Below are 18,640 nucleotides of genomic sequence, written 5' to 3' on the forward strand. Positions count from 1 at the left end.
GCTAAAAGCAAAAGATCGCAGCCTTCGGCAGCTCCTACAGGGATCGTATTCCAAATGTAGGAGCTGCCGAAGGCTGCGATCTTTTGATCTTGCTGGAAAAGCTACTTCTCAAAGCCACTCGACGGAAACACATCTGTCCCGCGCCAACGCCGCACCGAACGCTGGAAGAACAGGCTGTTCGGCACCTGCACCATGGCGCTGCCGGTGCCCAACTCTTCGGCCTCGACCAGCGTGGTGTAGAGCAGATTGATCGCGATCACCCGGCCTTTGACGCCAGGCTTGTCGGTGGTATCCACGAGCTCGACTACGTCGCCGAGGCGGAACGGCCCGACGGTGAAGATCAGAATCGCGCAGAGCAGGTTCGACAGCACGCTCCACATGGCGAAGAACGCCACCGCCGCCACCGCGACAAATCCCGACAGCGCCGTCCACAGCACCGTGGCCGAAACGCCGAGGCGCTCAAGCACGAAAAGCAGCGCGCTGCCCATGATCAGCCAGCGCAACACGCCGCGTAGCGGCATCAGCAACTGCGGCGGAAACGGATAGCGCTCACCCAGGCGAGTGAGGCCTTTGGCGACGAAACGCTGGGTCAGGTAACCGGCCAGCAGAATCAGCAGAATCTGCGCGGTGAACCACAGCGGTTCGACCCACACCGCCGAGAAAGGCAGCTTGAAGGCTTCCATCAGGACAACGCCTCCAGCTCCGCCTGCATGCTTTCCAGGGTTTCCAGCGCTTCCATCCAGGCTTCTTCCAGCTCGGCTTCACGCACCTTCAATTTGGCCTGTTCGGCGAGCAGATCACGCAATTCATTCTTGCGCGCCGGCTCGTAAATATCGCTGTCACCGAGGCTGGCATCGACCTTGGCCAGTTTCTCGTGGAGCTTGCCCAGCTCGGCTTCGAGCTTGTCGGCCTCGCGCTTGTGCGGCGCCAGTTGCTGACGCAACGCTGCCGCCGCCTGGCGCTGCGCTTTCTTGTCGGTCTTGTCCGGGTTGACCGGCGTGTTGCTGACCGGCGCATTGCGCTGACGGTATTCCACCAGCCAGCGCGCGTAGTCTTCGAGATCGCCGTCGAACTCTTCGACCTTGCCGTCAGCGACCAGATAGAAGTTGTCGGTGGTGCTCTTGAGCAAGTGCCGATCGTGAGAAACCACTAGCACCGCACCGCTGAATTCCTGCAGGGCCATGGTCAGCGCCAGACGCATTTCCAGGTCGAGGTGGTTGGTCGGTTCGTCGAGCAGCAGCAGGTTCGGCCGTTCCCAGGCGATCAACGCGAGGGCCAGACGCGCCTTCTCGCCACCGGAGAAATTCAGCACCGGCTCATCGATGCGCGCACCCCGGAAGTCGAAGCCGCCAAGGAAGTCGCGCAAGGTCTGCTCGCGCTCACCCGGCGCGAGGCGCTGCAAGTGCAGCAACGGGCTGGCCTTGGAGTCCAGCGAATCGAGCTGATGCTGGGCGAAGTAGCCGACCACGGTGTTTTCGCCACGGGTCAGGCGCCCGGCCAGCGGTTCGAGCTCGCCGGCGAGGTTCTTGATCAGCGTCGATTTACCCGCACCGTTCGGCCCAAGCAGACCGATCCGCGCACCCGGGGTCAGTTGCAGCTTGACCTTCTCGAGGATGGTCTTGTCGCCATAACCCAGGCGTGCATCGGACAGGTCGATCAGCGGACTGGAGATCTTGGTCGACTCGCGGAAGACAAAGTCGAACGGCGAATCGACGTGGGCCGCCGACAATTCTTCCATGCGCTCCAGCGCCTTGATCCGGCTCTGCGCCTGACGGGCCTTGGTCGCTTGCGCCTTGAAGCGAGCGATGTAGCTTTCCATGTGCGCACGCTGCGCCTGCTGCTTCTCGTAGGCCTGTTGCTGCTGGGCCAGACGCTCGGCACGGGCGCGTTCGAAGGCGGTGTAGCCGCCGCGGTAGAGGGTCAGTTTGCGCTGATCGACATGGGCGACGTGATCGACCACTTCGTCGAGGAAATCCCGGTCGTGGGAAATCAGCAGCAAGGTGCCCGGATAACTCTTCAGCCACTCTTCGAGCCAGATGATCGCGTCGAGATCCAAGTGGTTGGTCGGTTCATCGAGCAGCAGCAGATCCGACGGGCACATCAGTGCCTGCGCCAGATTCAGACGCATCCGCCAGCCACCGGAGAAATCTCCTACCTGACGATCCATCTGCTCATTGGTGAACCCAAGACCGGCGAGCAGCTTGCGCGCCCGCGCATCGGCGGTGTAGCCGTCGGCGCTGTCGAGTTCAGCGTGCAGGCGCGCCAGTGCGGTGCCGTCATGGGCCTGCTCGGCGGCGGCAAGCTCGCGTTGCACCTCGCGCAGACGCAGGTCGCCATCGAGCACATAATCGACCGCCAGGCGTTCGAGGGTGTCGACCTCCTGGCGCATGTGCGCGATACGCCAGTCGGCCGGCAGCAGGCAGTCGCCCGAATCCGGGTGCAACTCGCCGCGCAGCAGGGCGAACAGGCTGGATTTGCCGGCACCGTTGGCACCGATAAGGCCGGCTTTGTGGCCGGCGTGCAGGGTCAGCTCGGCGTCTTCTAGCAGACGTTGCGGGCCACGCTGTAAAGTCAGGTTCTGAAGTCGGATCATAATGGCGGCGGAGTCTACCAGCTTCGCTCACAACTGGCGCGAGTAGCACGATGTCCTCTGACCTGTGGAGCTTTGCCCTTGATGTCTACGCCCGCCCGGGTGTGGAAGATGCCTGCCTGCAATTGCAAACGGCGGGCGCCAATGTCTGCCTGCTGCTGTGCGGTTTGTGGCTGGAGCAGCGCGCGGTGGCCTGCGATCAGCCGCGCGTACGCCTGCTCAAGGCTCTCACCGCGCCATGGGATATCGAAGTGGTGCAGCCGCTGCGAACCCTGCGCCTGCAATGGAAAGCGCGGGCCATCGACGATGCGGTGGTGGCCGGCATGCGCGAGCAGATCAAATCACTGGAGCTTGAAGCTGAGCGCACCTTGCTTTCACGCCTTGAAGGTGTGGCGCAGGAGTGGACGCGCAACGATGCAGGTTCGGTGACCTGGCTTGAAGACCTGGCCGGCAATGCCGCCAGCCTGAACCGCGACGCGCTGCAAGTGCTGCGCGTCGCGGCAACCGGCACTTAGGAAGCGCTGGTCGGGGTGCTGCTGACGTTCGACGAAGCAGCTGGCGCTGGCGCAGTCGAAGGGGTCGAGTGGGCGGCGGACGACGGTGCCGACGCAGCTGGAGCAGCCGGGGTAGCGGCAGTGACAGGCTTGGCCGCTGGAGCGGTGGCCGGTTTGGTCGCGGCTGGTTTGGCAGCTGCAGGCTTTTTCACCGCTGGTTTTGCGGCTGGCTTGGCGGCCGGTTTTGCAGCAGCGGTCGCAGGCTTGGCAGCAGGCTTGGCGGCCGGTTTCGCAGCGGTTTTTGCCGCAGGTTTTGCTGCCGATGTTGCGGCTGGTTTGGCAGCCGGTTTTACCGTCACTTTCGCAGCAGGTTTGGCGCCGGCCGGCTTGGCCGCAGTCCTGGCAGCAGGCTTCGCAGCGGCAGTCTTGGCAGCAGGTTTTGCTGCTGGTTTCGCTGCTGCTTTGGCAGCAGGTTTGGCGGCTGCGGTTTTCGCCGGTGCAGCTTTGCTCGCGGCCGGTTTTGCAGCGGCTTTGGCAGGGGTGGCTTTCACTGCTGGCCTGGCTGCAGCAGGTTTGGCTGCGGTGGTTTTAGCCGCCGGTTTTGCCGCGCTCGCCGCCGGCTTCTTCGCTGCAGTTTTCGCCGCTGGTTTGGCAGCCGCTTTCACTGGCGCCTTGGCCGCTGGTTTGGTGGCGGTTTTCGCAACAGCAGGTTTCGCCGCAGCGGTCTTCGCCGGGGCTTTGCTTGCAGCAGGTTTAGCAGCGACTTTCTTCGCTGGTGCTGCTGCCGGTTTGGCCGAACGCGACGACAGAACTTTGCCCACTGCTTCCTGAACGCGGCCAACACCCTGGGCCAGTTTCAGGCTTTCCTGAGCATCGCGCTTGAGTTGCAGAATGTAGCTGCGGGTTTCGGACTGACGATCTTTCAAAGCGTCCAGCAGGTCTTCGAGTTCTTTCACGGAAGACTTGGCTTTGTTCTGAGCCTTGGCTTTGCCGGCAGTGGCGGCGTCCTGCAACTTGGTGCGCGATTTGTGCAGTTTTTCCTGCGCCTTGCCACGCTGTTTTTCCAGCTTGGCGAGCAGTTTTTCAGCATCAGCCAAGGCTTGCGAGCAAGCGTTTTCCAAATGCTCGAGCAGGCTGCCCGACAATTGTTGGAGTAAGTGCAACGGAGTATTTACAGGCTTCTTGGTGGCCGACATGGTTTACCTCCTGGCTGACGTGAGTGCGGCTCATACTAGACCTCTGCTGATACCGCCGCTAGGGCATGTTGACAGTATCTGCACCGTTGCGTTGCACCGCAGCCGAAATGTTCTGCGCCGAGGAAAAAGCAGTTCACCGATGCAGACGTTTGCACTGGCATAATCCCCCGCATCTCAGGTCGGAGAGTGCCCATGTCGCGCTACTTTATTTTGTCCCTCTGCGTGTTTTTTTCGGCGGCGTATGCCGATGAAAAAACCACGGCGAACGATGCTCATGATCTGGCTTACAGCCTCGGTGCCAGCCTCGGCGAACGGCTGCGCCAGGAGGTGCCCCAATTGCAGATTCAGGCGCTGATCGAAGGTCTGCAACAGGCATATCAGGGCAAGCCACTGGCGCTGAGTGAAGCGCGTATCGAACAGATTCTGGCCGACCATGAATCGCAAAATGCCGAGCAGGCTTCACGGCAGTCGAGCGATGCTGCGATGGAAAACGAGCAACGCTTTCTCAGCACAGAAAAAGCCAAACCGGGGGTGAAGGAACTGGCCGATGGCATCCTCCTGACTGAACTGGTTCCGGGCACTGGCACCAAGGCCGGCCCGGACGGCAAAGTGCAGGTGCTGTATGTCGGCAAGCTGCCGGACGGCACCGTGTTCGATCAGAACACCCAGCCGCAATGGTTCAACCTCGACAGCGTGATTGCCGGTTGGCGCACCGCCTTGCAGAACATGCCGGTGGGGGCGAAATGGCGGCTGGTGATTCCATCGGATCAGGCCTATGGCGCCGACGGTGCCGGCGACCTGATTGCGCCGTTCACGCCTCTGGTTTTTGAAGTGGAGTTGCGTGGTGCGACGAGCTGATCAGGCATAAAAAAACGGTGCGCTTGCGGGCGCACCGTTTTTCATGAAGGACGTGGATCAGGCCTGAACCGAATATTCTTCCTTGTGTGCCGTGTGCAGCACTTCGATCAGGCAATCCTCAAGTTCAAAGCGCTCATGCAGCAAGCCGCCCAATTCCTTGAATTTCTCCGCAACGCATTTGCCTTCGTCGCACAGATCATTGAATGCGAGCAGCTTCTCGGTAATGACGTCGATGCGCGGGTAGATGGTCTCGGCGAGTTCCAGGCCGCGCTTGTCGTTGAACGCCTTGGCTTCGCCGGTCAGCTGTTCATAGATTTCGAAGTGACCCGCCGATACGTAATCGACCAGTACACCGCAGAACTCCAATAAGGGTTTGCGGCTTTCGGACAGCGAATCAGGCTGCGCACCGAGCTTGTCGTAGGCGACGATCAGCTCTTCACGCTCCTGCAACCAGCGGTCGATCAGCAGATGAACCCCACCCCAACGTTCCTGAGCATTCTGACAACTTTCGAGCATGGCGATCTCTCTTCCCTTGTGGGTCATGCTGCTCTACACCCGCGCCCCTGTTCTGATTTGACTGGTGGACGATCGGGCAGAGCGTCATCGAGCAACATAAATCCAATGACACGTGCCGGCCAGATTATGCCCGCACGCCTATGGCTTCAAGGTACGCAGGAGATAAAGTTCATACAAGTGTTTAATCCCTGACCAGCATGTGGTGCGACGCTTCGTCGCTGACCGGTCGTTGCAGAGCACTCCAGATCAGACGCAGCAACTGATAAACCGCAAGGATCGACACACCGACAAAAAACAGCAGGCTCCATTCGGGGATGCTCAAATCGAACAGTGTCCAGGAAATATCCGCACAATCAGCGCCGCCGTTGAACATCCGTTGCAAGGCGCAGATCCACGGCAGTTCGCTGAACAGTGACTCCACGGTGGGCGAGCATTTGACCAGTTGCAGCATGGAGTCACTCTGAATCAACACCTGCCGCCACGCAGCGGTGGTTCCCCCCAGACTGGCGCCGAGCGCAAACAGCCAGTACCACCATAAGCCAACGCGCCGGGGGCCATGCACCGCCGCCACGCCGCAGCCGATGCACAGCAATGTGAGGAACAACCGCTGCACCAGGCACAGACTGCAAGGCGTCAGTCCGACCGCGTATTCGAGGTAATAGGAAGCTCCCAGAGCAAAGGCCCCCGCAATGAAAGCCATGAAGAACAAGGAGCGTGAGCAGGCCAACGACATGGCTTTTCCGTAACAGTAGAGACAGACGGTTACGGTAGAGGAAAGCGTGTCAGCCTTTCAAGGCAAGGGCCTGGCGACAGTTCACCACAGGTGTAGGGAAAACCCGACAGGCTCGATAGGAAACGGTGAAGCGCTTTGTAGGACTTTGTCTCTCGAGCGCAAAGAAGGGGAATTTTCGGTCATCGAAGTTCACGAGGGAGCATCCTCCCTCGCTTTTCAGACCTTCGCCGGGACTGGCAGAGGCGCCGCCAGCAGGCGCTCATCAAGCAGCCCCAGACCTTCCTGGAACAACTGATTGCTGCGCTCGGTATCGCCAAGCTGTGCAAGCAGACGGGCCAACTCCGCACAGGTCTCCGGATTGCGCTGCACGCGCAGACTGCTTTCCAGATAGTCACGGGCCTTGCCCCAAAGGCTGGTTTGCAGACACAGGCGTCCAAGGGTCAGCAGCAGGCTCGGATCGGCCGGGTGCTCCTTGAGCCAGCCTTCGGCCGTCTGCAACTGACGCGCAGGATCACTGCCACGAACCAGACCATAAAGCCGCGCCAGATGGCTGTCGTATTTGCGCTTGAGCGCTGCTCGCAGGACCTCTTCGGCCTCGACCTGAGCGCCCAGCTGGCGCAATTGCTCGGCATAGGCCAGTACCAAAGGTGCTTCCTGACGCTGCGCCGAAGTCAGCTGTTCCCACGCCCGCTTGAGCGATTGCAGACCCACCGTACCGTCTTCTTCACGATGCGCTGCCAGCGAGAGGTTCTCACCCCAGGCGCGCCGTTCGAGCTCGGCCAGTTCTGCTGGCGGCAGCACTTTGTCCTTGCGCAACTCAGGCAGCAAACGAATCACCGCCGACCATTCGCCACGCTGCTGATGCAGACGTTGCAATTGACGCAACGTCTGCGCGCTGCGCGGATGCCGCTCATGCATTGCCTGCAAGGTCACCAGCGCACCGTCGGTGTCGCCACGATCGGTTTGCAGTTGTGCGTGACTGAGGGCAATTGCCAATTCGGCTTGCGGCTGACGCTCCAGCGCACGCTCGAGCAAACGATCGCTTTCTTCGTACTGGCCTTGCTCGTTCGCCGCACGTGCGGCGCCGAGGTAATAAAGCAATGGCTGGCGCTCGGCTTCCGCCGCGCGGGTCAGATGCCGTTGCGCGCTGGCCCAGCGACCTTCAGCCAGATCCAGCTGCCCGTGCTCGATCGCCACTTGCACGCGGCGGCTGCGATTGCGTCGCGACCACGGATTGACCACGCCGGTTGAGGTCATCACCAGCTCGACCAGCACCTTGATGCCCCAGAACAGCAGCCACAGCACCGCTATCAGCGCCAAGGTCGCCCACAGGCTCGATTCGTAGCGGAAGCTCTTGTACGCCACCAGCACGTAACCGGAATGCTCGGCAATCGCCAGGCCCAGCGCTGCCGTCGCGGCGATGACCAGAAACACGATTACATAGAGGCGCTTCATGGGGTCGCCTCCTGCGCAGCATTGGCGGCAGGCTTGGCGAACGGTTTCACCGATTCTTCAGCATTGACGTTACGCCGCTCCAGATACCCCTGCACCGCACTCAAGGTGCCGGTCAGATCCGGCGTCTTGACGGTGACCGGTTCCTTGCTCAGCTCGGAGACCTGTTCCAGCATGACTTTGCTTTGCGGATTGTCCGGGTTGAAATTGCCCTTGAGCACATCGCGTGCCTCGGCCAGCGCCTGGGTGTACACCGCCGCCTGACCGTTGAGCGCCGCCCACTGCGCTTGCTCCAGCGCCAGGCTCAGGGCCAGGCGCACCTGGCTCAGGCTTTGCCCGGCCAGCAGCGGTTTGACGTTTTTGTCAGCGTTGAAATCGATGCGGATATAGCGCGACACCTTGTCCCACCACTGCGCCCAGCGACCGGCGCCATCGCCATCGGCGGTCAGCCCCAGCAGGGACTCGCCGCGATCCTTGTACTCCGGCGCCAGCTCGGTGAGGTCGATGACCTGATCGCGCAGCGCGCCGAGACGCAGGAACAGCCCGGTGCGATCCGGCTGTTCGGTGCTGCGCAAGGCGACCAGGGTTTTCGCCACTTGCTCGCGCGCGGCGAAGGAACCCGGATCGTTCTGCTCACGGAGAATTTCATCGGCGCCCTGCACCAGTGCCTGGGCGCTGCTGATGTCCTGCAGCGCTGAAAGGCGCAGGCTGGCCAGACGCAGCAAGTGTTCGGCCTCGGCCAGACGCCAGTCCTTGCGGCTGGCGCCGAGGACGGTTTCCAGACGTTGATTGAGGCGCTGCTGATCGCCCTGCAATTGCGTGACCAGACGCTGGCGCTCGGCGAGCTCGTCAGCACCGGGCAGCTGCGCCAGGCGTTCGGTCAGACGCTGTTCGTTGAGCTTCAGACTCTGCGCCTGATCGTTCAGCGCCTGCACCTGACTCGACTGTTGCTGCGTGTTGTTCTGCAGGTGGCGCACCTGCCAGACACCCCAGCCGCCAATGGCGACACCGGCGGCGCCGAGCAGCAGGGCGACAATTGCCAGTCCATTGCCTCGGCGCGGCTCTTTGGCCGGTGGTGGAGTTTCAACCTGGGCATCGAGCGCAGGCTGGACGTCATCTTTTGGCAAGGCTGTTTCGCTCACGTATCCATCCTTTGCATTAGAAAACGGCACGGGACATTCCCGTAACGCCGTCAGCAAAGCCGCGGCACTCGCGCCGCGGCAATCCACAACTGTTTGAGCCCCGGCGGCACGTGCCAGCTCGGCGACTCTCGGACTTGGAACAAACAACGGCAACGGCGCGATCTTCGGCCAGGCATCGCCGGCCATCTGCCGCAGGTGCTCGAAACCCTGTCCACTGCTGACCACCAGCCCGTTCAAGCGTTCCGCTTCGATCCGCCGTGGCAGCTCGTTCAGCGGATAGGCTGGCAGTTCACGGCGATACAACTCCAGATACTCGACACTAGCACCAAGCGCGCGCAGGCGCTCGGCGAGCAGTTCACGACCGCCCTCGCCGCGCAGGATCATCACCTGCGCGCCGGGCTGGCTGACCGCCTCGCGCAGACGCGGCAATTGCAACAAGGCTTCACTGTCATCGCCGTCAACCGGAAAGCTCACATCGAGACCGTGTTCGCGAAGAATGCCTGCGGTCGCCGCGCCGACGCTGAACCACGGCATGCTCAATGGCGGCGCACCTTCAGACTTGAGCAAGTCCACCGCGATCCGCGCCGCCGGTTTGCTGACCACGATCACTGCGCTGCAAGCGGGCAATCGCGAAATCGCTTGGCGAATAGTGTCAGAGACCGGCAGCGGAACAATGTCCAAAAGCGGCAGACAACTGCTGAAAATCCCGTGCCCGGCCAGCTGTTCGGCCAGCGCCGCGCAGTCGTCTGCCGGGCGCGTCAGCAGCAGGCGCCAGGCTGTCACTCGTGACCCGCCTCGCCGTAGACAGCTTTGAGAATGTCGTCAGCGCCTTGCTTGAGCAAGTCTTCAGCGACCTGCACACCCAAGGTTTCCGCGTCGGCACGCGGCGCCCGGGCTTGGGCACTGAGAAGCTTGCCACCGCTCGGCTCACCGACCAGACCGCGCAACCACAACTGCTCGCCTTCAAGCACGGCGTAGCAGGCGATCGGCACTTGGCAGCCGCCGTTCAAATGTTTGTTGAGGGCGCGTTCCGCATTCACCCGCGAAGCGGTATCGGCGTGATGCAAAGGCGCGAGCAAGGCGTGGATTTCGTGGTCGGCGCTGCGGCATTCGATGCCGACCGCGCCCTGGCCACCGGCCGGCAGGCTGTCATCGACACTGATCGCCGATGTGATGCGCTCTTCGAAACCCAGGCGGATCAGGCCGGCAGCGGCGAGGATGATCGCGTCGTACTCGCCGGCGTCGAGCTTGGCCAGACGGGTGTTGACGTTGCCACGCAGGAACCGGATCTGCAGATCCGGGCGACGCGCCAGCAATTGCGTCTGCCGACGCAGGCTCGAGGTGCCGACGATGGCACCGGTAGGCAGCCCTTCAAGACTGGCGTAGGTGTTGGAGACGAAAGCATCGCGCGGGTCTTCACGCTCGCAGATGCAAAACAGACCCAAGCCTTGCGGGAAGTCCATCGGCACGTCTTTCATCGAATGCACGGCGATATCAGCTTCGTTTTCCAGCAGCGCGGTTTCCAGTTCCTTGACGAACAGGCCCTTGCCGCCGATCTTCGACAGTGGCGAGTCGAGCAGCTTGTCACCGCGACTGACCATGGGCACCAGCGTCACCAGCAGGCCCGGGTGGGCCGCCTCGAGACGGGCTTTGACGTATTCGGCCTGCCAGAGGGCCAGCGCACTTTTACGGGTGGCGATGCGGATTTCGCGAGGGGACATGGAACAATCCGTACTGAATAGATACGGCGGATAATAACAGCTCAGCCAATTTCACTTTGACCTGAATCAGAACCGGCGCGGCCTCCCTGGCCTGCCATGCCGGGTAAAAGAACTCGAAAGGCCCGGCGAAGACCGGGTCACAGCCCCTGCATCATCTTGCGCACACCGGCAACATGCCGCCGACTGACAATCAGCGCATCGCCATTGAGGCCTTTGAGGAACAACTGGAAATGTCCCAGTGGTGTGCGTTGCAAGCGCTCGATGCGGTCGCGAGCGACCAGCGCGTTGCGGTGGATACGCACAAAGCGTTCGCCGAATTCGTCTTCGAGGGCTTTGAGGGGTTCGTCGAGCAGCACCTCGCCGGCTTCATGACGCAGGGTCACGTATTTGTGGTCGGCGATGAAGTAGACCACCTGATCCAGCGGAATCAGCTCGATGCCTTTACGGGTCCGTGCGCTGATGTGGCTGCGTGGGCCGTTGCCACTTTCGGCAGCGGGACGGGTCAGGGCCGAGAGTTGCGCCCGGTTGGGACGTTCAGCCCGCTTCAGGGCTTCATTCAAGTGTTCGGTTCGCACAGGTTTCACCACATAGCCCACGGCGCTGGCCTGCAGGGCTTCCACGGCAAATTCATCGGGACTGGTGCAAAACACCACGGCCGGCGGCGTCTCTCGTTCGCACAGTCGGGCAGCAACCTGCAGGCCATCGAGGCCCGGCATGCGGATATCGAGCAGCACGATATCCGGCTTGTGGCTGTCGATCAGCGCTAACGCCTCCTCGCCATTCGTGGCACTGGGCTCCAGGACTGTGTAACCCTCGAGCTCGCTCACCATACGGCTTAGGCGCTCGCGAGCCAGGGGTTCGTCATCAACGATCAGGACATTCATATTGCGCTGGATTCCTGCGTGAGTCTCGCACAAGGATAGCGTAGACAGGTGTAGTGACCTCCGTCACCGCGATCCACGCTAAGACTAGCCCGAGCGCCAAAAAGTGCCGTACGTCGGCCAGCAATATTTGCCAGCGTCCGGGTCGAACGGCTCAGAGCCCAGTGTTTCCTGCGTTTCTCGCGGTGGGTGACCGTTGTACAACTCACCCGCCCCCTCTTCTTATAGCCAGTGGCCGGACCTTTGCATGATCCGCATTCGCACCGACCCTTATGTCCACTGTAGACGTTCGTCGGAACGATATTGCTCAATCAAAAAATATCCTTTTGTAAATTCCTTGCAGACCGCGCCGGACATGCCTGACACATCCGCGAAAAAACGTATCGACCGGTGTCAGCGACAGGATTGGCAACCCTGTTATTATCCGCGCCAGCGTTTCACGCCATTTCTTCAAGCCGATACGAGCGAATTCATGAGCACTGACAAGACCAATCAGTCCTGGGGCGGCCGCTTCAGTGAACCCGTCGACGCCTTCGTCGCCCGCTTCACCGCCTCCGTCACTTTCGACCAGCGCCTGTATCGCCACGACATCATGGGCTCGATCGCCCACGCCACCATGCTGGCCAAGGTCGGCGTGCTGACCGATGCCGAGCGCGACAGCATCATCGATGGCCTGAAGACCATTCAGGGCGAAATCGAGGCCGGCCAGTTCGACTGGCGCGTCGACCTCGAAGACGTGCACATGAACATCGAAGCACGCCTGACCGACCGCATCGGCGTCACCGGTAAAAAGCTCCACACCGGGCGCAGCCGCAACGACCAGGTCGCCACCGACATCCGCCTGTGGCTGCGCGATGAAATCGACCTGATCCTCGCCGAGATCACCCGCCTGCAAAAAGGCCTGCTGGAGCAAGCCGAGCGTGAGGCCGCAAGCATCATGCCGGGCTTCACCCACTTGCAGACCGCGCAGCCGGTAACTTTCGGGCACCACATGCTGGCCTGGTTCGAAATGCTCAGCCGCGACTACGAGCGTCTGGTCGACTGCCGCAAGCGCACCAACCGCATGCCATTGGGCAGCGCCGCGCTGGCCGGCACCACCTACCCGATCGACCGCGAATACACCGCGCAACTGCTCGGCTTCGACGCCGTCGGCGGCAACTCGCTGGACAACGTTTCCGATCGCGACTTCGCCATCGAATTCTGCTCGGCCGCGAGCATCGCGATGATGCACCTGTCGCGCTTCTCCGAAGAGCTGGTGCTGTGGACCAGCGCGCAGTTCCAGTTCATCGATCTGCCGGATCGTTTCTGCACTGGCAGCTCGATCATGCCGCAGAAGAAAAACCCTGACGTGCCCGAACTGGTACGCGGCAAGACCGGCCGCGTCTTCGGCGCGCTGATGGGCCTGCTGACCCTGATGAAGGGCCAGCCGCTGGCCTACAACAAGGACAATCAGGAAGACAAGGAGCCGCTGTTCGACGCCGCCGACACCCTGCGCGATTCGCTGCGCGCGTTTGCCGACATGATCCCGGCGATCAAGCCGAAACACGCGATCATGCGTGAAGCGGCACTGCGCGGTTTCTCCACTGCGACTGACCTGGCGGATTATCTGGTGCGCCGTGGCCTGCCGTTCCGTGATTGCCATGAAATCGTTGGCCACGCGGTGAAATACGGCGTCGACACCGGCAAGGATCTGGCCGAGATGAGCCTCGAAGAACTGCGTCAGTTCAGCGATCAGATCGAGCAGGACGTGTTTGCCGTGCTGACCCTGGAAGGCTCGGTGAATGCCCGCGATCATATCGGCGGGACTGCGCCGGCGCAGGTCAGGGCTGCGGTGGCGCGCGGTCAGGCCCTAATCGCCAGCCGCTAAAAGCCAAGAGCTTCGCGAGCAGGCTCGCTCCCACCGGGATTCTGGATGTTCACAAAATTGTGTTCACCACCGACTCAATGTGGGAGCGAGCCTGCTCGCGAAGGCGTCCTTCAGAGCGCTATATAATTCACTTTTTGGCAGCAATCATCGCCAAAAACGCCGGCATCGCCGCGTCTTTATCCGCCGCAATCTTCTGCACGTGCGGATTCTGCTCTAACCGCTCCAGCAGCGCCTTCGCCTGCGGCATCTCGGCCAGCAGATCAATCCCGAACAGCTTCTGCCCGACCGCACAGGCCAGCGGCACGCTGTAGAGGAAATACAAATCGGCAATGCTCAGGCTGTCACCCGCCACATACGGGGCGAACTGGCCATGACGGCCCAGCGCGGCGAAGCCCAGCAGCAGCTCGGTCCGGGTCTTCTCCTTGATCGCCTCCGGCAACGTCATACCGAAAAACGCCTCGCCATAGCAGGCACGCCCCGGCAACTCGATGTACAACTCGATCTCCTTGGCAATCGCCAATACCTGCGCGCGCTCGAACGGATCGCTGGGCAGGAGCGGCGTGCCCTTTTGTGATTGTTCGAGGTATTCGAGGATGATCGCGGTTTCGTTGATATAACCGGCGTCGACACCCAGCACCGGGACCTTGCCGCGCGGGCTGATCGCCAGTGACTCCGGGGTTTGCGCCGGATAGAAAGTTACCTCTTCGAAGGGCAGGCCTTTTTCCAGCAGCGCCAGTTTGACCATGTTGTAGTAGTTGCTGACAGCAAATCCGTAGAGCTTGAACATCACAGAGCCTCCAGGCCGTGCGGGGTGGGCAGTGCCTGTTTATAGATCGCCGCGACGTTTCCCGCCAGCAGCATCACGCCGCTGAATGCGGGTAAACTGGCGCCTTTCCCTGAGGAGCCTGCCATGAGCGAGCCGACAGATATCGTCAACGATGACGACGAAGAAGCATTCACCGAAGCGACGCTGATCGAAGCCATCGAGAACCAAATCGAAAGCGACACCCCCCAGCGGCCAAGGCGACATTGAACAAGCTGACTCTGGTCGGTATGGAGCGCGAAGAGATCCTCAACCTCATGGCTCACGTGCTTGCCTATGAGATTGACGCGATGCTCGATGAAGACCGCGCGTTCAACACCGAATGGTATGAAGCGGCCTTGCGCGCATTGCCAGAGCTGCCACCGGAAAAGCTCTAAAATCAAAAGATCGCAGCCTTCGGCAGCTCCTGCACCAATCTCCTGTAGGAGCTGCCGAAGGCTGCGATCTTTTTTATGCGGACTACACTGGAATTCGCCTCAAGACAAAATCCCCTGATCCGAGCACTGGACATGCTGCACCAGCGGGTTCACCTTAGGGGCGCTGTCGTCCAATTCCTAGAAAGTCTGGAGTCCTTATGTCGCTTACCCCTGAGTTGGTTGCCGAACTGGAAGTCCTTGCACTCTTCAACCTGGACAGTTCCCAGGAAGGTCTGAAAATTCATCAGACCGCTGCCCCGAAACACATAGCCGCCGCCAAACGCCTCTTCGAAAAAGAACTCACCGACCAGCCCGATGGCGGTTATCTGACCAGCCTCGGCCGCGATGCCGCGCAAAACGTGCAGACCGTACTGACGATTCTGAGAGAGCAGGAAACCGCCTGACTTTTTCCGACTTTGCCCACGGAAACTCCTGCCACGGGATTTCCGCGGGCCAGCCTGATCACTGCCGATGAAAATCTGACGTCAAAAAACAAATTCAGCTTAAACCTCCTGCTGCGCAGAGGCTAAACTGCGGCCATTCCGAGACCCTCTACGTCCGAGCCTGCAAGCCGGTTTGAGCTGACATGACGCGCACCCACGAAATCCGCCCCGACCTGGACGAAGGCATCGACCGCAAGGTACTCAGCCAACTGCGCGCCCGTTTTCTCAAACTCAATGAAGGCCGCCTCGGCCGCGCCCTCGAAGGTTTGTCGACGCGCCAGCAAAGCGTGCTGACGCTGTTGCCGCTGTTCTTTCACGTCAATCATCCGTTGCTGCCCGGCTATGTCTCGGGCAGTACGCCGGCCGGTCTCTCGAATTATGAGCCGGACGCCAATGCGCTGACCGAGGCGCAGCGCCTGACCCGCTCGTTTTCTTACAAACCGCGCCATGGCAGCAACCCGCCGCGACCGATTCACGGTTTGTTCCTGATGGGCAGCCTCGGCACGCTGGCACAGGCCGATCAGAGCGACATGGATGTGTGGGTCTGCCATGCCCCAGATCTGAGCGAAAGCGAACTCGCCGAGCTACGCAAGAAATGCCAGTTGCTGGAAACCTGGGCCGCGAGCCAGGGTGCCGAAGCGCATTTCTTCCTGATCGACCCGGCGCGCTTCGTCAAAGGCGAACGTGATGCTCAGCTCAGTTCGGAAAACTGCGGCAGCACCCAGCACTATCTGCTGCTCGACGAGTTTTATCGCACGGCGATCTGGCTGGCCGGGCGCACGCCGATCTGGTGGCTGGTGCCAGTCTATGAAGAAACAGCCTACGACGCTTACACCCACACCCTGCTGTCCAAACGCTTTATTCGCGCCGACGAAACCCTGGATCTCGGGCCGATGGCGACCATTCCGCCCGGGGAATTCATCGGTGCCGGATTGTGGCAGTTGTTCAAAGGCATCGAGTCGCCCTACAAGTCGGTGCTCAAACTGCTGCTGACCGAGGTGTACGCCAGCGAACATCCGCAAGTGCAGTGCCTGAGCCTGCGCTTCAAGAAAGCCGTGTTCGCCAATCAGCTCGATCTCGATGAGCTTGACCCGTACATGGTCGTGTACCGGCGTATCGAGGAATACCTGCTCGCCCGCAACGAACCGGAGCGTCTTGAGCTGGTGCGCCGCGCGCTGTATCTGAAGGTCAACCGCAAGCTCACCGGCAACAGCCGCAGCCAGGGTTGGCAACGCGCACTGCTCGAACGCCTGGCCGGCGAGTGGCACTGGGATCAGCGGCAACTGGCGCTGCTCGACAGCCGCAGTCAGTGGAAAGTCCGCCAGGTCAGCGCCGAGCGCCGCGCGCTGGTCAACGAACTCAACTACAGCTATCGCTTCCTGACCCAGTTCGCCCGCAGCGAACAGACTGTCAGCCTGATCAACAAGCGCGACCTCAATGTGCTCGGCCGGCGCCTGTATGCGGCTTTCGAGCGCAAGGCCGACAAGGTCGAGTTCATCAATCCGGGCATCGCCCCGGACCTGGCCGAAGACACCCTGACCCTGGTGCAGTCGCCGAACAAAAAGGAGCCGGGGCAGACCCAGTGGGGTTTGTACAACGGCAGCCTGACGGCGCTGGAGTGGGAACATTTCGCGCCGATCAAGCGCAGTCGCGAGCTACTTGAACTGCTGACCTGGTGCCACCGCAACGGCGTGATCGACAGCAGCACCCGCCTGGCCCTGCATCCGGGCACCAGCGACTTGAGCGAGTTCGAGCTGTTCAACCTGCTCGGCAGCCTGCAGCAGTGCATCGCCCTGCCCTTGTCCACCGTCGCCGAAGAGCCCTTGCTGCGCGCCGCCGTGCCCAGCGAAGTGCTGCTGCTGATCAACGTCGGCGTCGATCCGCTCAAGCATCACCGTGATCTGAATATTTTGATGACCACCGAACGCACCGACTCGCTGAGCTATGCCGGCGTGCGCGAGAACCTGGTGCTGACCCTCGATCAGGTCACGCTCAACAGCTGGAACGAAGTGCTGGTCAATCGTTTCGACGGCCCGCATGCGCTGCTCGACTGCCTGCGCGATTACCTCAACAACCTGCCGCGCGGCCCGGTGCAGCCGTCGCTGAAAGTGCGCTGCTTCTGCCACAACCGCGCGCAATTCATTGCCCGCCGCGTCGAAGAAATCGTCGACACCGCGCAGACCCTGTTGCTCAGCGAGCTGAATCACCGCTACCTGATTCAGGTGCAGCAGCACTATCACGTGCTGGAGCTGGTGCCGGGTCAGGTCAACCATGTCGCCCTCGCCACCCTGCCGGCACTGCTCGATTATCTGGGCGAAGAACAACCGCGCTACAGCCCGCTGCACCTCGACCCGATGGCGCTGGAAGATCACGACCTCGCGCTGATCCTGCCGATGGGTCAGCCGGAGTGCATTCAGGTGTTCTATCGCATCAGCGAACAGCAGGCGGAGCTGTACGTGCTGGATGAATTCAATGCGCTGTGGCAACAGCAGCTGCCATACCACGACGAGCAGAGTCTGCTGGTGCCGCTGCAGCGTTTTCTGCAATCGATCCAGTACCGCCGTGAAGCGCAATTGCCGATGGACGGTGGCCCTGCGGGCAGCCCCGAGACTTTGTATTACCAGCTGTTGCCGTCAGGCCCGGGGCGCTCGCGCAGGGTCGAAACCCGACCAGCACCGCAGACCCCGGTGAACAAACCGTTCTACGACGTGCAGGCAATCATCGGCAAAGCCGCACCCGGCGAAGTGCAGGTCACCTTGTACTGCAATCAGCGGGAATTCAGCGAGCTGGAGCATGGCGACCAGTTGTTCAGCGTGGTCGCCCGGGAGATCGTCGAGCAGCGTCGCGAGACCGAGCGTTATCGCTGCTACATCACCGACCTCGACCTGTCGGGTCTGCTCGGTGACGGGCACAGTTCAAGCAATCTGTATCTGCGCTACAAGGCGGACCTGGAGCGCTCGTTGAATGAAGCGCTCGAACAGGTTTGAAGCGGGGATTTATTCGGGAAAGGCGCCGCCGTTGACCGGTTGCGATTCCACTTCCAGCAAGGTCAGTTTCAGCGATTTGCCGCCCGGCGCCGGCCAATCGATATGCTGACCGACCTTCAGGCCCAGCAGCGCACTGCCGACCGGCGCCAGAATGGAAATTTTGCCTTCGTCGGCGTTGGCGTCCTTGGGATAGACCAGCGTCAGGTGGTAATCCTTGCCACTGCCTTCTTCGCGGCAATGCACGCGGGAATTCATGGTCACGACATCGGCGGGCACTTCATCGTGGCCGACCACGGTATCGGCGCGGTCCAGCTCGGTTTGCAGCGCAATCACGCCCGGCGCAGCCTGGTCTTTGTCGCTCAGGCTGTCGATCAGGCGCTCCAGACGTTGCACGTCCAGACGGGTAAGGGTGATGGAAGGTGCGGTCATGATCCAGGCAGACTCCTTTCTTCTGCACAAAAAAAGCAAAACCCCGCCAAAAAAGACGGGGTTTTCACCGTGCCTCGGTGGTTTGAGGCGTT

Annotated in this window: 16 protein-coding genes and 3 pseudogenes; 6 read left to right on the forward strand and 13 right to left on the reverse strand. The window is 61.3% G+C overall.

Translation table 11 applies throughout. From position 1 onward, the window contains the following. Window positions 1–101 precede the first annotated feature (101 nt). Together AB4N41_RS07745 and AB4N41_RS07750 are read right to left on the reverse strand one after the other, a co-directional pair. Window positions 102–683, reverse strand: a complete 582-nt coding sequence (locus tag AB4N41_RS07745; protein ID WP_056791670.1) for a mechanosensitive ion channel family protein — start codon at window positions 681–683, stop codon at window positions 102–104. Beyond that, complete coding sequence (locus tag AB4N41_RS07750) at window positions 683–2,593, reverse strand: ATP-binding cassette domain-containing protein (RefSeq protein ID WP_056791667.1); 1,911 nt, start codon at window positions 2,591–2,593, stop codon at window positions 683–685. Before AB4N41_RS07750 ends, AB4N41_RS07745 begins: the two co-directional genes overlap by 1 nt. A gap of 50 nt (window positions 2,594–2,643) precedes the next feature. Between AB4N41_RS07750 and AB4N41_RS07755 the strand changes: the two genes are divergently transcribed. Continuing rightward, window positions 2,644–3,105 (forward strand): TIGR02444 family protein, encoded by a 462-nt coding sequence (locus tag AB4N41_RS07755; protein ID WP_236167753.1) that lies wholly within the window; start codon window positions 2,644–2,646, stop codon window positions 3,103–3,105. Here the strand turns inward: AB4N41_RS07755 and AB4N41_RS07760 are convergent. Beyond that, window positions 3,102–4,280 carry an AlgP family protein gene (locus AB4N41_RS07760; RefSeq protein ID WP_252877092.1) on the reverse strand — a complete coding sequence of 393 codons (1,179 nt, stop codon included), beginning with the start codon at window positions 4,278–4,280 and terminating at the stop codon, window positions 3,102–3,104. The two genes, AB4N41_RS07755 and AB4N41_RS07760, sit on opposite strands and share 4 nt — an antisense overlap. A gap of 192 nt (window positions 4,281–4,472) precedes the next feature. Here AB4N41_RS07760 and AB4N41_RS07765 point away from each other — a divergent pair, with 192 nt between their 5' ends. After that, window positions 4,473–5,138, forward strand: a complete 666-nt coding sequence (locus AB4N41_RS07765) for an FKBP-type peptidyl-prolyl cis-trans isomerase (RefSeq protein ID WP_095181262.1) — start codon at window positions 4,473–4,475, stop codon at window positions 5,136–5,138. A gap of 57 nt (window positions 5,139–5,195) precedes the next feature. Here AB4N41_RS07765 and AB4N41_RS07770 read toward each other — a convergent pair whose 3' ends face one another. The 8 genes and pseudogenes from AB4N41_RS07770 to AB4N41_RS07805 form a co-directional block, all read right to left on the reverse strand. Then, the gene (locus tag AB4N41_RS07770) at window positions 5,196–5,654 is read right to left on the reverse strand and encodes an Rsd/AlgQ family anti-sigma factor (protein ID WP_056791659.1); all 459 of its coding nucleotides are present in this window, start codon (window positions 5,652–5,654) and stop codon (window positions 5,196–5,198) included. Window positions 5,655–5,835: 181 nt separating this feature from the next. Continuing rightward, window positions 5,836–6,387, reverse strand: coding sequence for a disulfide bond formation protein B (locus AB4N41_RS07775; protein WP_041476921.1), 552 nt, complete (start codon window positions 6,385–6,387; stop codon window positions 5,836–5,838). A 216-nt stretch (window positions 6,388–6,603) separates the two neighbouring features. Continuing rightward, a complete protein-coding gene (locus AB4N41_RS07780; RefSeq protein WP_252877093.1) occupies window positions 6,604–7,842 on the reverse strand; it encodes a heme biosynthesis protein HemY in 1,239 nt (412 codons plus the stop codon). Continuing rightward, complete coding sequence (locus tag AB4N41_RS07785) at window positions 7,839–8,981, reverse strand: uroporphyrinogen-III C-methyltransferase (RefSeq protein WP_056791721.1); 1,143 nt, start codon at window positions 8,979–8,981, stop codon at window positions 7,839–7,841. Before AB4N41_RS07785 ends, AB4N41_RS07780 begins: the two co-directional genes overlap by 4 nt. Before the next feature lie 84 nt (window positions 8,982–9,065). After that, window positions 9,066–9,764, reverse strand: a pseudogene (locus tag AB4N41_RS07790) (uroporphyrinogen-III synthase); the annotation flags it as partial. Continuing rightward, on the reverse strand, window positions 9,761–10,702 hold the full coding sequence (gene hemC, locus AB4N41_RS07795) for a hydroxymethylbilane synthase (RefSeq protein WP_252877094.1): 942 nt from the start codon (window positions 10,700–10,702) through the stop codon (window positions 9,761–9,763). The pseudogene AB4N41_RS07790 and the gene hemC, both read right to left, overlap by 4 nt. A gap of 137 nt (window positions 10,703–10,839) precedes the next feature. After that, entirely contained in the window at window positions 10,840–11,586 is a 747-nt protein-coding gene (locus AB4N41_RS07800; RefSeq protein ID WP_016772598.1) for a LytR/AlgR family response regulator transcription factor, read from the reverse strand. Beyond that, window positions 11,583–11,738 (reverse strand): annotated as a pseudogene (locus tag AB4N41_RS07805) (sensor histidine kinase); the annotation flags it as partial. The pseudogene AB4N41_RS07805 and the gene AB4N41_RS07800, both read right to left, overlap by 4 nt. Window positions 11,739–12,055: 317 nt before the next feature. Between AB4N41_RS07805 and argH the strand changes: the two are divergent. Further along, window positions 12,056–13,450, forward strand: coding sequence for an argininosuccinate lyase (gene argH / locus AB4N41_RS07810; RefSeq protein WP_130901957.1), 1,395 nt, complete (start codon window positions 12,056–12,058; stop codon window positions 13,448–13,450). 127 nt (window positions 13,451–13,577) lie between these two features. Here argH and AB4N41_RS07815 read toward each other — a convergent pair whose 3' ends face one another. Next, window positions 13,578–14,237, reverse strand: coding sequence for a glutathione S-transferase family protein (locus AB4N41_RS07815; RefSeq protein WP_056791651.1), 660 nt, complete (start codon window positions 14,235–14,237; stop codon window positions 13,578–13,580). Between the two features lie 123 nt (window positions 14,238–14,360). Here AB4N41_RS07815 and AB4N41_RS07820 point away from each other — a divergent pair. The 3 genes and pseudogenes from AB4N41_RS07820 (at window position 14,361) to AB4N41_RS07830 (ending at window position 18,119) form a co-directional block, all read left to right on the forward strand. Then, a pseudogene (locus tag AB4N41_RS07820) lies at window positions 14,361–14,650 on the forward strand (hypothetical protein). Window positions 14,651–14,847: 197 nt separating this feature from the next. Continuing rightward, window positions 14,848–15,093 carry a TIGR02647 family protein gene (locus AB4N41_RS07825; RefSeq protein WP_003229392.1) on the forward strand — a complete coding sequence of 82 codons (246 nt, stop codon included), beginning with the start codon at window positions 14,848–14,850 and terminating at the stop codon, window positions 15,091–15,093. Window positions 15,094–15,275: 182 nt separating this feature from the next. Next, window positions 15,276–18,119 carry a class I adenylate cyclase gene (locus AB4N41_RS07830; protein WP_252877095.1) on the forward strand — a complete coding sequence of 948 codons (2,844 nt, stop codon included), beginning with the start codon at window positions 15,276–15,278 and terminating at the stop codon, window positions 18,117–18,119. Window positions 18,120–18,128: 9 nt separating this feature from the next. Here the strand turns inward: AB4N41_RS07830 and rnk are convergent, their stop codons facing one another. Beyond that, window positions 18,129–18,548: a nucleoside diphosphate kinase regulator gene (gene rnk, locus AB4N41_RS07835; protein WP_024014769.1), complete on the reverse strand. Its 420-nt coding sequence runs from the start codon at window positions 18,546–18,548 to the stop codon at window positions 18,129–18,131. Window positions 18,549–18,640: the final 92 nt, after the last annotated feature.

It is taken from the genome of Pseudomonas sp. S2_A10, from assembly GCF_054668465.1.

What these genes read in the sequence shown, in the direction of transcription:
- AB4N41_RS07760 (WP_252877092.1), bottom strand. Translation starts at nt 4,280, where the DNA reads ATGTCGGCCACCAAGAAGCCTGTAAATACTCCGTTGCACTTACTCCAA.
- hemC (WP_252877094.1), bottom strand. Translation starts at nt 10,702, where the DNA reads ATGTCCCCTCGCGAAATCCGCATCGCCACCCGTAAAAGTGCGCTGGCC.
- AB4N41_RS07775 (WP_041476921.1), bottom strand. Translation starts at nt 6,387, where the DNA reads ATGTCGTTGGCCTGCTCACGCTCCTTGTTCTTCATGGCTTTCATTGCG.
- AB4N41_RS07830 (WP_252877095.1), top strand. Translation starts at nt 15,276, where the DNA reads ATGACGCGCACCCACGAAATCCGCCCCGACCTGGACGAAGGCATCGAC.
- AB4N41_RS07800 (WP_016772598.1), bottom strand. Translation starts at nt 11,586, where the DNA reads ATGAATGTCCTGATCGTTGATGACGAACCCCTGGCTCGCGAGCGCCTA.
- AB4N41_RS07825 (WP_003229392.1), top strand. Translation starts at nt 14,848, where the DNA reads ATGTCGCTTACCCCTGAGTTGGTTGCCGAACTGGAAGTCCTTGCACTC.
- rnk (WP_024014769.1), bottom strand. Translation starts at nt 18,548, where the DNA reads ATGACCGCACCTTCCATCACCCTTACCCGTCTGGACGTGCAACGTCTG.
- AB4N41_RS07750 (WP_056791667.1), bottom strand. Translation starts at nt 2,593, where the DNA reads ATGATCCGACTTCAGAACCTGACTTTACAGCGTGGCCCGCAACGTCTG.
- AB4N41_RS07745 (WP_056791670.1), bottom strand. Translation starts at nt 683, where the DNA reads ATGGAAGCCTTCAAGCTGCCTTTCTCGGCGGTGTGGGTCGAACCGCTG.
- AB4N41_RS07815 (WP_056791651.1), bottom strand. Translation starts at nt 14,237, where the DNA reads ATGTTCAAGCTCTACGGATTTGCTGTCAGCAACTACTACAACATGGTC.
- AB4N41_RS07770 (WP_056791659.1), bottom strand. Translation starts at nt 5,654, where the DNA reads ATGCTCGAAAGTTGTCAGAATGCTCAGGAACGTTGGGGTGGGGTTCAT.
- AB4N41_RS07755 (WP_236167753.1), top strand. Translation starts at nt 2,644, where the DNA reads ATGTCCTCTGACCTGTGGAGCTTTGCCCTTGATGTCTACGCCCGCCCG.
- AB4N41_RS07780 (WP_252877093.1), bottom strand. Translation starts at nt 7,842, where the DNA reads ATGAAGCGCCTCTATGTAATCGTGTTTCTGGTCATCGCCGCGACGGCA.
- AB4N41_RS07765 (WP_095181262.1), top strand. Translation starts at nt 4,473, where the DNA reads ATGTCGCGCTACTTTATTTTGTCCCTCTGCGTGTTTTTTTCGGCGGCG.
- argH (WP_130901957.1), top strand. Translation starts at nt 12,056, where the DNA reads ATGAGCACTGACAAGACCAATCAGTCCTGGGGCGGCCGCTTCAGTGAA.